The following is an 18,012-nucleotide window of genomic DNA, read 5'->3' on the forward strand; positions in this document are numbered from 1 at the left end:
ACCGCTAGCTTTTGCTAGCGGTTTTTTAATGATGATTTTCAACCGGTTCGTTTGGAACACCAGCTTCACCAAGTATAATAACAAGCAACGTGAATACCACGCTGATAATCGAAGCGGTTGCAAAATCAAACGCTTGACCAGACATAGAAGAAATAACGTATACAGACATGTTAATTAATAAAAATCCCCAAAATAAAGCAGCAATAACGCGCACAACTTTCACCCCATTCACAGTACAGTTTGACTTTATTTTATCATAGCGTTTACAAAGAAGAAATTGAATTTTTTATGAATAGTATTTTCTATTAAGTTTGTTTATACACAGAGCTCGTTTTTATTTTAAAAAAGTGTATACCTTATTGATAAACTCATGAATAAATAGGCATTCGAATCGGTCACATTGTGACGCTTTATCATAAGCTGTATGAAAGGAAAGTAGCTTTTTATACGGAGGATCAGTCATGATGCATCGGCGTTTTTTTAGTCTAGATACTCAATGGAATGTCGTACATGTACCAGAAAAGCCGAACGGTTTCGGTGTGTTAGTACTTGGTGATAAAGACCACTTTGTTGAAAGCTCTACAAGTCTTTGGATTCAGCACGGTGGCAGATCTCAACTGCTGCAATATTTACAAGATGAAGGCTATACTGTTTTTTATTCCAATTTATACGGACGCCATTGGGGCAGCCCGAAAGCAAACCGCTTAGCCAAACAGTTATATCACTTGATTATGAAACAAGAAATCTTAAATAAACGCATTCACATTTTGGCAGAAGGTATGGGGGCACTGCTCGCCATGCAATTAATGGAAGGCGGAGAAACGTTTATTCGATCGGTAGCTCTTTTGAATCCGTGTATTGATTTGCATACGCATGCTAGTCATGAGAAACAGAATAAATTTTTTTACAAGCAATTTACAAGAGATATGACGCTAGCCTATGATGTAGAGCGTAAACAAGTTACGAAAATGATTGCTCAGTATCCTACATGTGAACAACTAACGTCTACACTGCCTGTGAAAATTTGGACCACTGCTAATGAAGTGACTCACTATCCGCTTATTCACAGCAAGCAGTATGAGCAGCACCGCCTAAGCTTACAATCACCGATTTCATTGTCGCTTTATCTAATGGAAAAAAAATATCTGTTTGAACGTTCGCTTTTACAATTTTATAAACTAAATGAAAAAGTGTTATAAGGAGAGCTCCTATGATTATACATATCATAGGGGCTTTTTTTATGAATAAGACTGGGGGAGAAGAAATGGGGAATTGTGTAGTGATAGGAGCGAACCGTTTTTTGGGGTTCCACCTTTGTACGGCGCTGTTAGAAAATGGAGAAGAAGTGAGTGGATCTGTTCATAAAGCTCATAATTCTGAAACAAGTTTGCAAAATGAAATGGGGTTGCTGTTAGGACGGAATGCTAATTTTGAAAAGCGAACAGATCATGATGTTCTAGATATGATTACATTCGAAACAGATGCTGTATACTTTGCATACTTTGACGGTGGCGATTTTTATCATGATGATTTTTTACGAGAAGAGATGAACAATGCATATCAAACGCTGCGTGATGTAGTAAAAAAGTGCATTCAAACTCATACTAAGCTAATCTTGACATCATCTTTACGCGTATTTGGAAAAAAACAGTTAAAGGTAAGAGAAGAAACAAAACCTGAACCTGACAATAGTGAAGGGCGCCTCTTTCTCCAGTTTGAGCAGCTTATTAATAAGTATCGAGACAAGGGGTTAACGTGCATTATTGTCCGAATCCCCAGCTTGTATGGCCCGTGGCAGCCGCTTTCCATGTATTATTCACAGCTATTAAGTAACCAAAAGCCAGCGGATATAAGAGAAGGTACCGACTATATTGCGTATATTGAAGATGTTGTACCTGCCTTTTTAAAATGTAAAGAAGAAAAAACAAATGGAAATGAAGTAATTCACTTACTTGACCCCAAAATAGAAAAATGGGAGCATGGTGCACAGTTGCTGAATAAAGACTACGTGGAGGAAAATAATCGACACGAAGTTTACGAGTATAGTAAAAAAGCAAAAACACTTTTAAACTATGAAACAAAAACAACTTTAAAAGAGGGAATTCGCGCTCAAAGAAGGCATATGAGAACATTCTTTTAAAGATGTTCATGAGTGAGTAAAAGGAGAAGCTGTACTGGTTGTGCTTTTGCATAATAATCGCTAATATAAAATGTGAAACGAAAGAATAGATTTTTATTATGAAGGAGAAAGAATAATGGAACAACAAATGCAGTTTATGCAAATCGCAATGAAGTATTTACCAGAAGCAAAAGAGATTTTAGATCAAACAGGCGTAGAACTATCTATGGAGCATGTTCAACCAGTTCTAGGGCTTCTAACAAAAGTAATGAACGATGCTTATGAACTTGGTAAAGAAGACGCGTTAAAAGAACAGAATGAAAAATAACAGTCCAGAGTGGACTGTTATTTTTTGTCGAGGAAGCGATCAAGCAGTGGAGAAAGCTCCAGAAGCAGAGGAGCTAATTCATCGATTGAAACGATAATCTCATCGATTTGAGCAAGCAAGGATTCCCAGTCTACTTTTTCTTCCTCTTGCTTAGGAGAACGACCAAACATCACTTGTGAGAAAAAGTCAGGTGAGCGTCTGCGCGCCATGTTGGCTCATCCTTTCTTGGTAAGAGTAAAAACATTGCGTATAAACACTATATGTAGAAGCGATTAAATTCGACTAGGACAAACACCTATATAGACAAAAAATAAAAAATGAAGTAAAATTAGTACCAACTCATAATATTTGATTATATAAACTGTAAAAGATATAGAAACGATCATCTTAGTAGCGAGGATTGATCAAAAAGAGGCTGCTTTGTTCCATAAAGGCAGTCGTTAAGGTGTGTAGTTCCCACATCTTCTATAAAAGGAGTGAAGAGTATGAACGCTGGTGTAATTGGAATTGGACGCTATGTACCAGAAAAAATTTTAACAAACTTTGACCTTGAAAAAATGGTTGATACTTCAGATGAGTGGATTCGTACAAGAACGGGTATTCAGGAAAGACGAATCGCTGCAGACAATGAAGATACATCTGATTTAGCGTATAAAGCGGCAGTGAAGGCACTAGAAGATGCAAATATCTCAGCTGAAGATCTTGATATGATCATCGTCGCAACGGTAACACCAGACCAACCGTTTCCAACCGTTTCTTGTATGTTACAAGAAAAGCTAGGAGCGAAAAAAGCAGCAGCTTATGATGTGAGCGCAGCTTGTGCGGGCTTTATGTATGGCGTCATTACTGCAAAACAGTTCATTGAAACGAATGCTTATAAAAATGTCTTAGTGGTTGGTGTTGAAAAACTTTCAAAGATTACAGACTGGAACGATCGTAATACTGCCGTGTTATTTGGTGACGGTGCTGGCGCGGTTGTTGTTGGACCTGTATCAGAAGGTCGAGGCATTCTATCATTTGAACTAGGTTCAGATGGTACAGGTGGAAAGCACCTATATCAAAATGAACATGATCACATCATCATGAACGGCCGAGAAGTATTTAAATTTGCGGTACGTCAAATGGGTGAATCAGCTATTAATGTTCTTGATAAAGCTGGGTTATCAAAAGAAGATGTGGATTTCTTAATTCCACACCAAGCGAACATTCGTATTATGGAAGCATCAAGGCAGCGATTAGATTTACCAGAAGAAAAGATGTCAAAAACGATTCAGTACTACGGAAATACATCTGCTGCGTCAATTCCGATTTCAATTGTGCATGAGTTGGAGCAAGGTAAAATTAAAGATGATGATCTACTTGTAATGGTAGGTTTTGGCGGTGGCCTTACATGGGGGGCAATCGCAATTAGATGGGGAAGATAATTGTAGATAATTTTTTGAAGGAGATGAAGCTAACATGAGTAATAAACGTGTTGTTGTAACAGGTCTTGGAGCGGTAACGCCATTAGGAAATAACGTGGACACAACTTGGGAAAATGCAGTTGCAGGTGTATCAGGTATCGGTCCATTAACTCGCTTAAATCCAGAAGAATTTCCTGCCAAAGTAGCTGCGGAATTAAAAGATTTTAATGTTGAGGAGTTTATCGATAAAAAAGATGCACGCAAAATGGACCGCTTTACGCAGTATGCATTAGCAGCGTCTCTAATGGCAGTTAAAGATGCAGACTTAAACATCACAGATGAAATCGCACCAAACGTAGGAGTCTGGATTGGGTCTGGAATTGGTGGAATGGAAACGTTCGAAAACCAGTTTGAAACATTGCTTTCAAAAGGTCAGCGTCGCGTAAGTCCATTCTTTATTCCAATGATGATTCCGGATATGGCTACTGGTCAAGTATCGATTGCTCTAGGTGCAAAAGGCGTAAACTCTTGTACCGTGACGGCATGTGCAACTGGTACAAACTCAATCGGAGATGCGTTTAAAGTTATTCAGCGCGGAGATGCTGATGTGATGATTACGGGCGGAACAGAAGCGCCAATCACAAAGCTGTCAATCGCTGGTTTCTGTGCAAACAAAGCGCTATCCACTAATCCAGATCCAGAAAAAGCTTGTCGTCCTTTTGATAAAGACCGTGATGGCTTTATCATGGGTGAAGGTGCAGGAATTGTTGTATTGGAAGAGCTTGAACATGCGCTAGCACGCGGTGCACGCATATATGCAGAAATTGTTGGCTATGGTTCTACAGGCGACGCGCATCATATCACAGCGCCAGCTCCAGGAGGAGAAGGCGGCGTTCGCGCGATGAAAAAAGCCATCTCTGATGCAGGTCTTGAACCACAAGATATCAGCTACATCAATGCTCACGGTACAAGCACTGAGTACAACGACAAGTTTGAAACAATGGCGATTAAAGAAGTGTTTGGAGAGTATGCTAAATCAGTAGCAATCAGCTCGACAAAATCAATGACAGGTCATTTGCTAGGGGCAGCTGGTGGTGTCGAAGCAATCTTTAGCGTAAAAGCAATTGCTGATGGTATTATTCCACCAACAATCAATTATGTAACCCCTGATGAAGAGTGCGATTTAGACTATGTTCCAAATAAAGCTAGAAAGCAAGAAGTTAAGGCAGTATTAAGTAACTCTTTAGGCTTTGGCGGTCACAACGCAACAATTATCTTTAAAAAATATGAAGCTTAATTAAAAAACACAGCGGTTTAGCCGCTGTGTTTTTCTATGTCCATTCTTATAACTTTTCACCATTTGTTTGAATAACTTGCTTATACCAGTTGAATGAATCTTTTTTCAAGCGTTTCATTGAACCATTTCCGTCATTGTCACGATCGACATAAATCATACCGTAGCGCTTTTTCATTTCGCCTGTTGTAAAGGACACGATATCAATAATTCCCCAAGGTGTATATCCAAGTAAGTCCACTCCATCATACGTAACGGCTTTTTCAAGAGCTTCAATATGAGATTTTAAATAATCAATTCGCTGAGCGTCATGAATTGATCCATCTTCTTCTAGCGTATCGATAGCGCCAAAGCCATTTTCGACAATGAATAATGGGATTTGGTAGCGATCATAAAAGCGGTTTAACGTATATCTTAAGCCAGTAGGATCAATTGCCCAGCCCCAGTCACTTGACTCGATGTATGGATTTTCAACGCTGTTCGGTAATCCACCGTTCACAACGTCACCAGTATTGTCGTTTTGAACATCACTTTTTACAGTGGTAGACATATAGTAGCTAAATCCTAGATAATCAACTTTACCGTTCTTTAAAATCTCTGAATCTCCGTCTTCAAATGGAATATGATAGCCTTCTCTTTCGAATTCTTTTAAAGCATAGCTTGGATAATAACCGCGAACTTGAACATCTGGGAAGAAGTAGCGCTGTCTCATTTCTTCTTCAGCTAACATTACATCTTCTGGATTAGAAGAATAAGGGTAGATAGGAACATGTGAAACCATGGCACCAATTTGGAATTCAGGATTGATTTCTTTTCCTTTTGCCACAGCTAAAGCACTAGCTAATAGCTCATGGTGTCCAGCTTGATACATAATTTCTTTTGCGTTTTCTCCTTCTTTAACGATTACTCCTGAATTCGTCCATAAAAATAGGGGGTTATTCACGTCCATTTTGTTGTTGATTTCATTAAAAGTCATCCAATACTTCACTTTATGTTCATAACGTTTGAAGCATACTTCTGCGAATTTAGCAAAATGGTCAACTACTTTTCTGCTGCGGAATCCGCCGTATTCTCGCGCTAAATGAAGTGGCATTTCGAAATGAGATAGAGTGATAACAGGTTCAATACCGTGTTTTAGTAGTTCATCAAAAACGTTATCATAAAATGCTAATCCTTCTTCATTTGGCTCTTCTTCATCACCACAAGGGAAGATGCGACTCCATCCAATTGATGTGCGAAGGCATTTTAAGCCCATTTCAGCAAATAAAGCGATATCTTCTTTGTAACGATGGTAAAAATCAATCGCTTCATGATTTGGATAAAACTCATTTTCTTCAACTTTGTCAGTAATTCGACGCGGTACGCCATGTGCGCCCGCTGTTAAGACATCCACAACGCTCGGTCCTTTGCCTCCGGCGTTCCACCCACCTTCAAATTGATGCGCAGCTAAAGCGCCTCCCCATAAAAAGTTCTTTGGCATGTTCTTCATTGTTATTTCCTCCTTATTTCACAATGGTAAATAGGTTTGTTGTTACTGTGCTGGATTGAACATCTTCAGCAATGACTTTTTTATAAGCATGTGAATTTGTAATGATGATTGGCGTAATCGTTTTTAAGTTTGCTTGTTTAATAGATTCAAGGTCAAATTCAGCTATTAAATCGCCCTTTTTTACTTTATCTCCATCTTTAACATGTAAAGTAAACGGTTGTCCGTCTAGGGTTACAGTATCTAGACCGATATGAATCAAAAGTTCAATACCGCTGTCTGAACGAAGGCCTATAGCGTGCTTTGATGGTGCAATCATGATAACAGCACCGTCAAATGGAGCAACAAGTTTGTTATCAGAAGGTTCAATTGCTATTCCTTCACCCATGGCACCAGAGCTGAATACTTCGTCAGGAACTTGTGATAAAGGAATGACTTTTCCGGTCATTGGGCTCGTCATTTCTTCATCTTTATTCATTGTTTGACTGTCTGAAGCGGCTGCTACCTCTTGATTTTCAATAGCATTGCTGTCCGCACCGTCTGTTGCAGTATCTTCACCAAAACCAAAAATTTGAATAAGAACAATTGGCATAATAATTGCGATAGCACTTCCAATTAAAATTCCCCAAATGGAACTTGGGTAGTCTGAACTGATACCATTTACAAGTGTTAGAGGACCTGGTAAACCTGCATATGCAAAATAATATGGATTAAAAAAGCTTGCTACAACCGCTCCGGTCGCACCTGATAAGCATCCAAAAATAAATGGCTTTTTAAAGCGAAGGTTAACTCCATAAATGGCCGGCTCTGTGATACCAAAAATACCTGTAATGCCAGCAGAGACACCTACTTTTTTCACTTCCTGACTTTTTGCTTTTAAGAATACCCCAAGTACAGCACCAACCTGAGCAATAACCGCAATGGTTTGATATGCTTGGAAAGAATCTCTGCCGTATTGATCGAAGTTAGCCAGCACCATTGGCGTTACACCCCAATGGACGCCAAAAATAACGATTGCTTGCCAAAAACCTCCGATAATTGCTCCGGCTAAAGCAGGGACATTTTCTGCTAAAAAGTTGTATCCGTTTGCAATTCCATTAGCTCCCATTGTTGAAGCTGGACCAATTAACAAGATTGTTAGAGGAACCATGATGACCATGCACAGCAATGGTACAAATAATGGTCGAACGATAACGTTAATTTGCTTATTTAAGAACTTCTCAACATAAGACAAAATCCAAACTAAAAATAACGGTGGTAAAACAGAAGACGTATACACAGTTTCTGTTAAAGGTAAATTTAAAAACGTAATAGTATTCCCGTCTGCGATGCTTGCTGCCATTTCTGCCCATGTCGGACTAACGAGCGCAGCGCAACAAGCAACTGCAATATACATGTTTGTTTTAAAATGCTTGGATGCGGTAATGGCAATAAAGATTGGTAGAAAAGTGAATGGGGCCCAAGATAAAAAGCTCAATACTTGGTAAGTCCCGGTCGCGGCAAAGCTTTCCCAAGCCAAGTTAACTAAAATAAGCGTCCCTTGCAAAATACCCGCAGCAGCCAAAATATAAATAAAAGGTGCGAATACTGCGGACATAGTCGCAATAATTCGGTTTAAAATAGTTCCTTTATTCTCCTGAGATTCTTCATTTGTTTCAATATTGACTAAGCCGATAAATTCGTCATATACTTCCCCGACGTGTTGACCAATAACCACTTGAAATTGTCCGCTGTTTTCAACGACTGTAATAACGCCAGGCATTGCAGCAACCTTACGCTTAGCATCTGATTGCGATCGTTTTAATACAATTCGAAGCCGAGTTGCGCAGCGAGTCGCGCTAATGATGTTATCTTCACCACCAACTGCTTCCACAATATCTCCTGCAAGCTTACGGTAATCTCTTATTTTTCCCCCCATATAAATCTCCCTTTCGATTTAGTATACGCTTACATTATAATTGTATCGATACAATTTATCAATACATAAATAATTATATTGTATATATATAATGGGTGGAGTAATTCTTTTTTCTTTTATGATATAATTGTCGTACAATAAATTTAGAAAAAATATTTTGGGTAAGAACTTTACTAAAGCTTGTGGAAAATAGTCTAAGTTAAAGAGGAATGTTGTATGGTTAAGTATCAACAAATTGCAATTCACATTGAAAAGTATATTGAAGAGAATAAGCTTCAACAGGGAGATAAGCTGCCGGTATTAGAAGATTTAATGACAAAGTTTACCGTTAGCAAGAGCACAATTACTAAAGCATTGGATTTATTAGAGAAAAAAGGCGTTGTGTTTCAAGTTCGAGGGAGCGGTATTTTTGTAAGAAGACATAGACGAAAAGGCTATATTAGTTTGCTTTCAAATCAAGGGTTTACAAGTGAATTAGAAGGTTTTCGTTTAACATCTGAAGTCTTGGAGTTAGAAGTAAGAAAACCAACTCAAGAGGTAGCACTTAACTTAAATATTGATGTAGAGGAAGATGTTTACTATATCAAGCGAATTCGTTATATCAATGGGCAAGCGTTATGTTTGGAAGAGTCTTTTTATAATAAAAACATTGTTACATATTTGAATAAAGAGATTGTATCAGAGTCTATTTTTAACTATCTTCAAGAAGCATTGGGATTAAGGATTGGATTTTCAGATTTGTACGTGCATGTTGGGAAGCTAACAGAAGAGGTAGCTCATCATTTAAAACTTTACAAGGATGATCCCGCAATGTCTATTGAAACTGTGTTTCATTTAGCAAATGGTCAGCCTTTCGATTTTTCAAAGGTAACGTATAACTATCAGCAATCCCAGTTCTTTATTCAAGCAACTACTCATATTTTTTAAGATGAAAAGAGGCTGGTACATAAGTAATTCAGCTAATGATAAACCTAAGCGATTGAGAGTTTCTCACTTTTATTCGTTTAGGTTTTTTATTGGTTGTGAAAATGATTTTGGAAACACAGAGGAATGAAGCGAGCGGCCGTAGTGCAATGAAACAAACATGTTCTGACAACGTAAAGAAGTGAGAAAAGGGAGTCTTCGTCTGGTTGAAGATTTGTTTTGTTATATCCCAGCTTCTTTTTTATGCTTAAATATAGAGACCAAAAAAACGTCTACTACATAAGATGAAAGCGACAGTAATTTAAATTGAAGGTGATATAATGCCGATTGTCGCTACGTTAAAATGGACAAATGAAAAGGAAGTTGTGACCCGCCTTGAACGCTATTTTAAAGGTTTATCAAAAGACAAATTCTTAGATGTTTTAGTCGGATATGGGATGTGTCCACCTTCATCAACCTTCATGAGTGAATTGAAAAAAATAGGGGAAAGGCGTACTCTATGGAAAAAGATAAAGAGAAAATTTGAACTCTTGAAGCATGAGTGGGGAGGGCCAGATATACCGGTATTTTTGCTGCCCAGCAATCCTCATAATCATAAAATGCAAAGGGAATTTCATGGTAGAGCAGGAGTAGCGTTTACAGATAAAATCTTCGTACTGCTCACTACTCAAACGACTGATGAAGAAGTCCTCTCTGTTTTGACACATGAATATCATCATGCTTGTCGGTTAATGCAGATGAAAAAAAGTGATCGAACTATTACGTTGTTAGATGCTATGCTGATGGAAGGCTTAGCTGAATTGGCCGTAAACGAGTATTGTGGAAAAGCATATCTAGCGCCTTGGACAGCTTATTATACGTATGAAGAAGTAAAAAGGTTTTGGAACAAGTATGTAGAGGAATATATAAAATTAACACCTCGTGATAAAAAATACGATGATTTATTATATGGTCATAAGTGGTACCCAACAATGCTAGGGTACAATATCGGCTATCAAATGATTAACAAAATATCTCAGCAGTTTGGATATAACACAAAACAATTTTTTCAGCTTACATCAGAAGAAATTTTAAGTAAATCAACTTTTTAAAATGAAATCGATATATGTGTTTGTCAGAAGGTCTGACAAACACATTATATAATAGTAGAAACTTGAAAAAAGAAAGAAAATAACGATACAAAAAGCTTTGAAAAAATTAGAAAGAAAATAGTATGTTTTGGAATAAAACTTCCTTTGTCTGCCTATACTGAGGGGTAACAAACAGTTAGTAAGTGAGGGGTAAAAAATGCTATATCTTCATGATGTATGGGTTAATTGGTTTGAAGGCGAAGAAAATGGTTACAATGTTTGTCATTTTCATGAATGGCGAAAAGATGATTGTGTGGAGTTGCTAGATCAAGCGCCGTTGTTAAAAGTAAGTCCTTTATTATTCAGTTATATTGAAAATGATCTTTCCGAATTACCTCAACAGTTACTACAAGATGTTTATCAAAAAGCTTATATTCGGAAAAATCATGAGCGTACGCAAGTAGAGTATTGCTTTATTGTAACAGATGGAACGAATATCCTGGCAGTAGATACAATGGGGTATCAAATTCCAATTCGTAAAAGCAGGCTTATTCCAAGACAGGAACAGCTGGTGTATGAAATGATTGCTGATCAAGAAGTAATCGATTATAAATTTACAGAATCTGAATTGGTGGGCAAAGAATATCATATTTTATCGCCATCACCTGTAACAATGAGTGGGTTAACTCGAAAAGAGCGTCAGTTAAAACAGCTGTTGTTTATGGCATTAGATCAATTACATACAACGAAAAACACAGCTCAAATTCGCTATTGGTATACAGAGTGGAATCCAACGGAATACGAAGAAATTCAAATTATGTCATTTGAAGACGTCTGGTCCAAGCTCTATGAAGAAACAAAGCGAGGATGGTCATCAAAGCACAGGCAATTATGTGAGCATCTAATTAAAGGACAACCTTTCTTTGAAAAGCTTTGGGAAATTGAGCAAGAGCCAAAAGTAAATTAAAAAAGCTGTGCAGGTTTTCCTGCACAGCTTTTTTATCATGTGTTTTATCGTTTGCGTCCTAGTCCCATAGCATTGCGCATTTTACGCAACATTTTATTAGCTACGAAATTCGCTTTTTCAGCACCAGCATCTAGTATCTGGTCTAACTCTTCTGAATCAATTAGTTCATAGTAACGCTGCTGAATCGGTGCAAGTGCTTCTACAACAACTTTTGCTGTGTCCGCTTTAAAGTCACCGTATCCTTTTCCATCATACATTCTTTCGATTTCCTCAATCGATACATTTCCAAGGATTGAATAAATACTCATTAAGTTTGAAATTCCAGGCTTGTTTTCTTTGTCAAAACGTACGATGCCTTCTGAATCCGTAACAGCACTTTTAATTTTCTTTTCAATAACTTTTGGCTCATCCAGAATGGTAATGAACGCTTTTTGGTTTGGATCTGATTTACTCATTTTTTTCGTTGGTTCTTGAAGAGACATCACACGCGCTCCTACCTTCGGAATGCGCACTTCAGGAATTGTAAAGATATCATTGTATTTTTTGTTGAAGCGTTCAGCTAAGTCGCGCGTTAATTCTAAATGCTGCTTCTGGTCCTCACCAACAGGTACTAGATCTGTTTTGTATAGTAAGATATCGGCTGCCATCAAAGGTGGGTAAGTTAATAATCCTGCTGAAACAGCTTCTTTTCCAGCAGATTTATCTTTGAACTGCGTCATGCGCTCAAGCTCACCGATATAAGCAACGCATTGAAGCATCCATCCCGCTTCAGTGTGAGCTGGAACTTCTGATTGAATAAACAGCGTTGACTTTGTTGGATCGATACCAACTGCAATGTAAAGCGCAGCCAGGCTACGAATATTTTTTCGTAGAGCGAGTCTATCTTGCGGTACTGTAATGGCATGCTGGTCAACAATACAAAAATGACAGTTATAGTCATCTTGTAGCTCGACAAATTGTTTCATTGCTCCGATATAGTTTCCTAGTGTAATTGTACCGCTTGGCTGTATGCCTGAAAAAATAGTTTGCATAGCGTACTTCCTTTCTTTTTTTGAAAATAAAAAAGGTTTATGCAAGCCTAGCCGGAGCTAGGGACGCATAAACCGTGGTACCACCCTAATTAGATTACAAAGTAATCATCTTCATTTACATAACGCCAATTAGCGTTCAAGCTTTGCACTTGAAAGCTCCAAAGTCCATTCCATAGGCTTCACTGTTTGTTTACACCAACCACAAACTCTCTAAAAATGAAGGAACTATGTACTATTCTTTTTCATCGCTTTACAGTATGAAATTTTTCAGTTTGTAGTCCATTATAACGCGATTTTTAAAAAAATTAAACCGAAATCCTAAAAAAAAACATTTGCAAGTAAATCATTTTATGCTATATTTTTTGTAACATTATTGCAATATCTATTCTACAAAAAAGATTTTAGATGTCTGACAAGAAGTCATAATCCTCATAAAACCGGCTTTTGTAGGGTGTAGCAAAAAAATACCAGTAAATAATAGTATTGCAATAAATTTTTAAAATATTTATAATAGGCGTAACAAACATATTTTTTACAAAGATATTACAATATCTTAATTTTTCAGAAAATATAAAATAGAAAATGTTTTATTACAACTAAGTAGCACGTCTTTTCTTACTAAATGGCATACATATAAACGCATGTACCACCGTTTTAAGAATTAAGGCATTCTTTTTGCTACAGGGGCTTTAATGCTCTACCAGGTGAAAAACTTTCTGACTATTTTGTATTGAAAAATGATTAAAAATTATGTTTGTCAGTCATACAATTCCAATGGGGGGTAAGATTCAATGAAGAAAAGATTATCCATTCTTTTCAGCATGCTGCTGGTAATGAGTCTTTTCTTGGCTGCGTGTGGATTCGGCGGTAGCGATTCTGGTAGCAGCAAAGACAAAGAAGGTGGAAGTGGCGACGGCTCAAAAGAGCAAGCACTTCGCGTAAACATTAACACAGAACCATTCTCTTTAAATCCAGGTTTAGCAAACGATAGCGTATCTGGTAACGTATTACGTCAAACATTTGAAGGTTTAACTCGTTTAGATAAAGACGGGAAGCCTACAGAAGCAATGGCAGAGTCAATCGATGTAAGTGAGGATAAATTAACTTACACATTCAAAATCCGTGAAGATGCAAAATGGACAAACGGTGACCCTGTAACAGCACAAGATTTCGAATATGCTTGGAAATGGGTTTTAGATGCTAAGAACGAATCACAATATGCTGAAATGATGTACTACTTAAAAGGTGGAGAAGCAGCACACAAAGGTGAAGGAAGCATCGATGATGTCGGTGTTAAAGTCGTAGATGATAAAACTTTAGAGGTAACGTTAGATCACGTAACTCCATATTTCTTAGAGTTAACAGCATTCTATACGTACTTCCCTGTTAACAAAAAAGTTGCTGAAGCAAACGACAAATGGTACACAGATGCTGGTGAGAACTACGTATCAAACGGACCATTCAAAATGACTGAGTGGAAGCACAACGATGAAATCGTATTAGAAGCAAACGACACTTACTGGGATAAAGACACAGTAAAACTTGAAAAAATCAATATGTATATGATTAACGATCCAAATACTGGACTTTCAATGTTTGATAAAGGTGAACTTGATTGGGCTGGTAGTCCATTAGGTACATTACCTACTGATGCAATTCCTCAGTTAAAAGAAAAAGGTAACCTGAATATTGAAGTGAAAACGGGTACTTACATGTACAAGTTTAACACTCAAGAAAAAGCTTTAAGTAATGCAAAAGTTCGTAAGGCATTAACTTACGCAATTGATCGTAAAGCGATTGTAGAAAACGTTACAAAAGCTGAGCAAGTTCCAGCATTAGCAATGGTTCCACCACAAGCATATGGTGATGAAAAGAACGAACTATTCAAAGATGCTGATGTTAAAGAAGCGAAAAAACTTCTTGACGAAGGTTTAAAAGAACTAGGTATGTCTGAATTACCTGCAATTAAGGTTTCTTATAATACTGATGAAGGCCACCAAAAGATTGCACAAGCAATCCAAGATATGTGGAGCAAAAACTTAGGTATAAAAGTTGAACTAAATAACCAAGAGTGGAACGTATACATTGATGAGTTACAAAAAGGTAACTATCAAGTTGGACGTATGGGCTGGATTGGTGACTTCAACGATCCAATTACATTCTTAGAAATGTTCAAAGATAAAGACGGTGGAAACAACGATACGTTCTGGGAAAATGCAGAGTATAAAAAGCTAATTGATGCTTCTCGCGGTGAAACAGACGTTGAGAAACGCTTAGACATCTTAAAACAAGCAGAAAAAATCTTAATGGATGAAATGCCAGCGGCACCAATCTATTACTATACTGATTCTTGGGTTCAAGATGAAAGCTTAAAAGATGTTGTTGTACTATCTACAGGTGATATCCAGTTAAAATGGGCTCACTTTGAGTAATAACTAGTTTTCACAAGTATATGGGGGTGATTCCTTACCCCCATATACTTTTCTGTTTAAAGAGCGAAAAATGTTAAATTATGGAGGTGTTTGTCGATGCTTAAATATATTAGTAAACGTTTGTTGTACATGTTCCTATCGCTTTTCCTTATTGTTTCAGCAACGTTCTTCTTAATGAGAGCAGCACCTGGGGGACCATTCTCAGCAGAGAAAAAGCTTCCACCAGAAATTCAAGCAAACCTAAATGAATTCTACGGGTTTGATCAACCACTATATGTTCAATACTTCGACTATCTAAAATCTGTTGCAACCCTTGATTTCGGACCATCGTTTAAATACAAAGGTCAAACAGTTAATGATCTAATTAGCAACGGTTTTCCAGTTTCTTTTATGCTAGGAATGGAAGCTATTTTATTAGCGCTTGCACTTGGAGTGCTGTTAGGAGTCATTTCGGCTTTAAAACATAATAAATGGCAGGACTACACGGCGATGATTATTGCAGTGCTTGGAATATCGGTACCAAGCTTTATCATGGCAACAGCATTACAATATTTCCTGGCTATGAAATTAGGGATTTTTCCGGTTGCGCGTTGGGAATCATGGGCACATACATTTTTGCCAGCCCTCGCTTTAGCATCTACTCCAATGGCGTTCATCGCAAGGTTAACGCGTTCCAGTATGCTTGAAGTTCTGAGTAATGATTATATTCGAACAGCAAAAGCAAAAGGTTTAAGTAAATCAGTTATTACGGTGAAGCATGCAATGCGAAACGCTATGCTACCAGTTGTTTCTTACATTGGACCACTGACAGCAGGTATTTTAACAGGAAGTTTCGTTATTGAAAAAATCTTTGGTATTCCAGGCTTAGGCCTTCACTTCGTAACAAGCATTACAAACCGTGACTACACGGTTATCATGGGCGTAACGGTCTTCTATAGTATCTTATTATTAGCGTCTGTTTTAATCGTTGATATCCTATACGGATTAATTGATCCACGTATTAAGCTAAGCGGCGGAAAGAAAGGAGCGTAACGAGCGATGCAACAAATTCCAAAAAATATGTTTGAACCAGCATCAGTTGATGCAAACGAAGCAGAGAAGATTTCAAAGCCAAGTTTATCATTTTGGAAAGATGTAGGCTTGCGCTTTCGAGAAAATAAATTAGCGATGTTTGGTGTTATATTACTAGCCTTATTAGTATTCATGGCAATTTTCGGGCCGATGATGACGCCTTATGATTACAAAACAAATGACTTAATGAATACGAACCAACCACCTTCATCAGAACATTGGTTTGGAACAGATGACCTTGGTCGTGATGTGTTTACAAGAACATGGGAAGGTGCGCGTATCTCGTTATTTATCGGTTTATCTGCGGCTTTAATTGATTTATTCATCGGTGTTATTTGGGGAAGTATTTCTGGATATCGCGGTGGACGTACAGATGAAGCAATGATGCGTTTTGCAGATATTTTATACGGTGTTCCATATTTGCTTCTTGTTATTCTTTTAATGGTTGTATTAGAGCAAGGTTTAGGTACAATGATTCTTGCGATGACCATCACTGGATGGATTAACATGGCACGTATCGTTCGTGGACAAGTACTACAGTTGAAAAACCAAGAGTACGTGATGGCAGCTCAAACGCTTGGAGCAGATACAAAACGAATTTTATTTAAGCACTTAATTCCAAACTCGATGGGACCAATTTTGGTAACAATGACGTTAACAATTCCATCAGCAATTTTTACAGAAGCTTTCTTAAGTTATTTAGGACTAGGTGTTCCTGCACCTCTTGCAAGTTGGGGAACAATGGCTTCTGATGGATTACCAGCATTAGAATACTATCCATGGCGTTTATTCTTCCCAGCAACGTTTATCTGCTTAACAATCTTAGCATTTAACGTAATTGGTGACGGACTGCGCGATGCATTAGATCCAAAACTACGTAAGTAAGGAAGTGAAACCTATGTCACGTTTATTAGATGTAAAAGATTTGGAAGTTTCATTCCAAACATACGGTGGAGAAGTTAAAGCTGTGCGAGGTGTTAACTTCCACTTAAATAAAGGTGAAACGCTCGCAATTGTAGGTGAGTCGGGCTCAGGAAAAAGTGTAACATCACAAACAATTATGCGCCTTATTCCAATGCCACCAGGCCGAATTAATAAAGGTCAAATTTTATTTGACGGTGTCGATCTTGTACAGAAAACAGATAAACAGATGGAAGCAATCCGCGGGAAAGATATCGGGATGATTTTCCAAGACCCGATGACATCTTTAAACCCAACAATGAAAGTTGGTAGTCAAATCTCTGAAGTGCTTGTTAAGCATTCTAAGATGTCCAAAGCACAAGCAAAAGAGCGTGCAATTGAGCTATTAAAGCTTGTTGGTATACCGTTCCCAAACCAGCGTGTTAACCAATATCCTCATGAGTTCAGTGGTGGTATGAGGCAGCGTGTTGTAATTGCAATGGCATTGGCATCAGATCCAAAGCTATTAATTGCCGATGAGCCAACAACAGCTCTTGACGTAACAATTCAAGCTCAAATTTTAGAGTTAATGAAAGAAATTCAAAAGAAAACAAATACATCTATTATTTTCATTACGCATGACTTAGGAGTAGTGGCTAACGTTGCAGATCGCGTTGCTGTTATGTATGCTGGTCAAATCGTCGAGACGGGTACAGTGGATGAAGTATTCTATAACCCACAGCATCCTTATACATGGGGACTACTTGCATCAATGCCTAGCCTTGACAGCGATACAAAAGAAGAGCTAGCTGCGATTCCAGGGACACCACCAGATTTAACTAACCCACCAAAAGGTGATGCGTTTGCTCCGCGTAATCCATATGCGATGAAAATTGATTTTGAGCAAGAACCACCAATGTTTCAAGTATCAGATACACACTATGCGAAAACATGGTTATTACATCCAGACGCGCCAAAGGTAGAACCACCAGCATCTGTGGTAAACCGTATGCGTCCGGTTAAAGGGACTTATACAAAACCAGTTTTATCCGGAAAGGAAGGTGAATAA

At 37.9% G+C, this 18,012-nt stretch carries 17 protein-coding genes and 1 other annotated feature; of the genes, 12 read left to right on the forward strand and 5 right to left on the reverse strand.

The window, feature by feature from the left end; translation table 11 throughout:
- Positions 1-25 precede the first annotated feature (25 nt).
- On the reverse strand, positions 26-214 hold the full coding sequence (locus tag NIZ91_03895) for a YjzD family protein (GenBank protein ID USY55809.1): 189 nt from the start codon (positions 212-214) through the stop codon (positions 26-28).
- 247 nt (positions 215-461) lie between these two features.
- Here NIZ91_03895 and NIZ91_03900 point away from each other — a divergent pair, with 247 nt between their 5' ends.
- The 3 genes from NIZ91_03900 to NIZ91_03910 all read left to right on the forward strand — a co-directional run bounded on the left by NIZ91_03900 (position 462) and on the right by NIZ91_03910 (position 2,447).
- Complete coding sequence (locus NIZ91_03900; protein USY55810.1) at positions 462-1,199, forward strand: alpha/beta hydrolase; 738 nt, start codon at positions 462-464, stop codon at positions 1,197-1,199.
- 41 nt (positions 1,200-1,240) lie between these two features.
- The gene (locus tag NIZ91_03905; GenBank protein USY55811.1) at positions 1,241-2,140 is read left to right on the forward strand and encodes an NAD(P)-dependent oxidoreductase; all 900 of its coding nucleotides are present in this window, start codon (positions 1,241-1,243) and stop codon (positions 2,138-2,140) included.
- Positions 2,141-2,255: 115 nt separating this feature from the next.
- Positions 2,256-2,447 (forward strand): ComZ family protein, encoded by a 192-nt coding sequence (locus tag NIZ91_03910; GenBank protein USY55812.1) that lies wholly within the window; start codon positions 2,256-2,258, stop codon positions 2,445-2,447.
- 17 nt (positions 2,448-2,464) lie between these two features.
- Here NIZ91_03910 and NIZ91_03915 read toward each other — a convergent pair whose 3' ends face one another.
- On the reverse strand, positions 2,465-2,656 hold the full coding sequence (locus NIZ91_03915; protein USY55813.1) for a hypothetical protein: 192 nt from the start codon (positions 2,654-2,656) through the stop codon (positions 2,465-2,467).
- A gap of 276 nt (positions 2,657-2,932) precedes the next feature.
- Between NIZ91_03915 and NIZ91_03920 the strand changes: the two genes are divergently transcribed.
- Together NIZ91_03920 and fabF are read left to right on the forward strand one after the other, a co-directional pair.
- Complete coding sequence (locus NIZ91_03920; protein ID USY55814.1) at positions 2,933-3,871, forward strand: ketoacyl-ACP synthase III; 939 nt, start codon at positions 2,933-2,935, stop codon at positions 3,869-3,871.
- A gap of 34 nt (positions 3,872-3,905) precedes the next feature.
- The gene (fabF, locus tag NIZ91_03925; protein ID USY55815.1) at positions 3,906-5,147 is read left to right on the forward strand and encodes a beta-ketoacyl-ACP synthase II; all 1,242 of its coding nucleotides are present in this window, start codon (positions 3,906-3,908) and stop codon (positions 5,145-5,147) included.
- Between the two features lie 46 nt (positions 5,148-5,193).
- Here fabF and bglA read toward each other — a convergent pair whose 3' ends face one another.
- Together bglA and NIZ91_03935 are read right to left on the reverse strand one after the other, a co-directional pair.
- Entirely contained in the window at positions 5,194-6,633 is a 1,440-nt protein-coding gene (gene bglA / locus NIZ91_03930) for a 6-phospho-beta-glucosidase BglA (GenBank protein USY55816.1), read from the reverse strand.
- 13 nt (positions 6,634-6,646) lie between these two features.
- Positions 6,647-8,548 carry a beta-glucoside-specific PTS transporter subunit IIABC gene (locus tag NIZ91_03935; GenBank protein USY55817.1) on the reverse strand — a complete coding sequence of 634 codons (1,902 nt, stop codon included), beginning with the start codon at positions 8,546-8,548 and terminating at the stop codon, positions 6,647-6,649.
- 216 nt (positions 8,549-8,764) lie between these two features.
- Here NIZ91_03935 and NIZ91_03940 point away from each other — a divergent pair, with 216 nt between their 5' ends.
- From NIZ91_03940 to NIZ91_03950, 3 genes are all read left to right on the forward strand, one after another.
- The gene (locus NIZ91_03940; GenBank protein ID USY55818.1) at positions 8,765-9,475 is read left to right on the forward strand and encodes a GntR family transcriptional regulator; all 711 of its coding nucleotides are present in this window, start codon (positions 8,765-8,767) and stop codon (positions 9,473-9,475) included.
- 317 nt (positions 9,476-9,792) lie between these two features.
- Positions 9,793-10,563 (forward strand): DUF2268 domain-containing protein, encoded by a 771-nt coding sequence (locus NIZ91_03945; protein USY55819.1) that lies wholly within the window; start codon positions 9,793-9,795, stop codon positions 10,561-10,563.
- 196 nt (positions 10,564-10,759) lie between these two features.
- A complete protein-coding gene (locus NIZ91_03950; protein ID USY55820.1) occupies positions 10,760-11,509 on the forward strand; it encodes a YjbA family protein in 750 nt (249 codons plus the stop codon).
- A gap of 44 nt (positions 11,510-11,553) precedes the next feature.
- Here the strand turns inward: NIZ91_03950 and trpS are convergent, their stop codons facing one another.
- Positions 11,554-12,540 carry a tryptophan--tRNA ligase gene (gene trpS / locus NIZ91_03955; GenBank protein ID USY55821.1) on the reverse strand — a complete coding sequence of 329 codons (987 nt, stop codon included), beginning with the start codon at positions 12,538-12,540 and terminating at the stop codon, positions 11,554-11,556.
- 56 nt (positions 12,541-12,596) lie between these two features.
- Positions 12,597-12,795, reverse strand: a binding site (T-box leader).
- 536 nt (positions 12,796-13,331) lie between these two features.
- Between trpS and NIZ91_03960 the strand changes: the two genes are divergently transcribed.
- The 4 genes from NIZ91_03960 (at position 13,332) to NIZ91_03975 (ending at position 18,012) form a co-directional block, all read left to right on the forward strand.
- On the forward strand, positions 13,332-14,972 hold the full coding sequence (locus NIZ91_03960; GenBank protein ID USY55822.1) for a peptide ABC transporter substrate-binding protein: 1,641 nt from the start codon (positions 13,332-13,334) through the stop codon (positions 14,970-14,972).
- 96 nt (positions 14,973-15,068) lie between these two features.
- A complete protein-coding gene (locus NIZ91_03965) occupies positions 15,069-16,004 on the forward strand; it encodes an ABC transporter permease (GenBank protein ID USY55823.1) in 936 nt (311 codons plus the stop codon).
- 6 nt (positions 16,005-16,010) lie between these two features.
- Positions 16,011-16,928 (forward strand): ABC transporter permease, encoded by a 918-nt coding sequence (locus tag NIZ91_03970; GenBank protein USY55824.1) that lies wholly within the window; start codon positions 16,011-16,013, stop codon positions 16,926-16,928.
- Between the two features lie 4 nt (positions 16,929-16,932).
- Positions 16,933-18,012 carry an ABC transporter ATP-binding protein gene (locus NIZ91_03975; GenBank protein USY55825.1) on the forward strand — a complete coding sequence of 360 codons (1,080 nt, stop codon included), beginning with the start codon at positions 16,933-16,935 and terminating at the stop codon, positions 18,010-18,012.

Source organism: Bacillus sp. 1780r2a1, from assembly GCA_024134725.1.
GTDB classification, from domain to species: Bacteria; Bacillota; Bacilli; order Bacillales; family Bacillaceae_H; genus Priestia; species Priestia aryabhattai_A.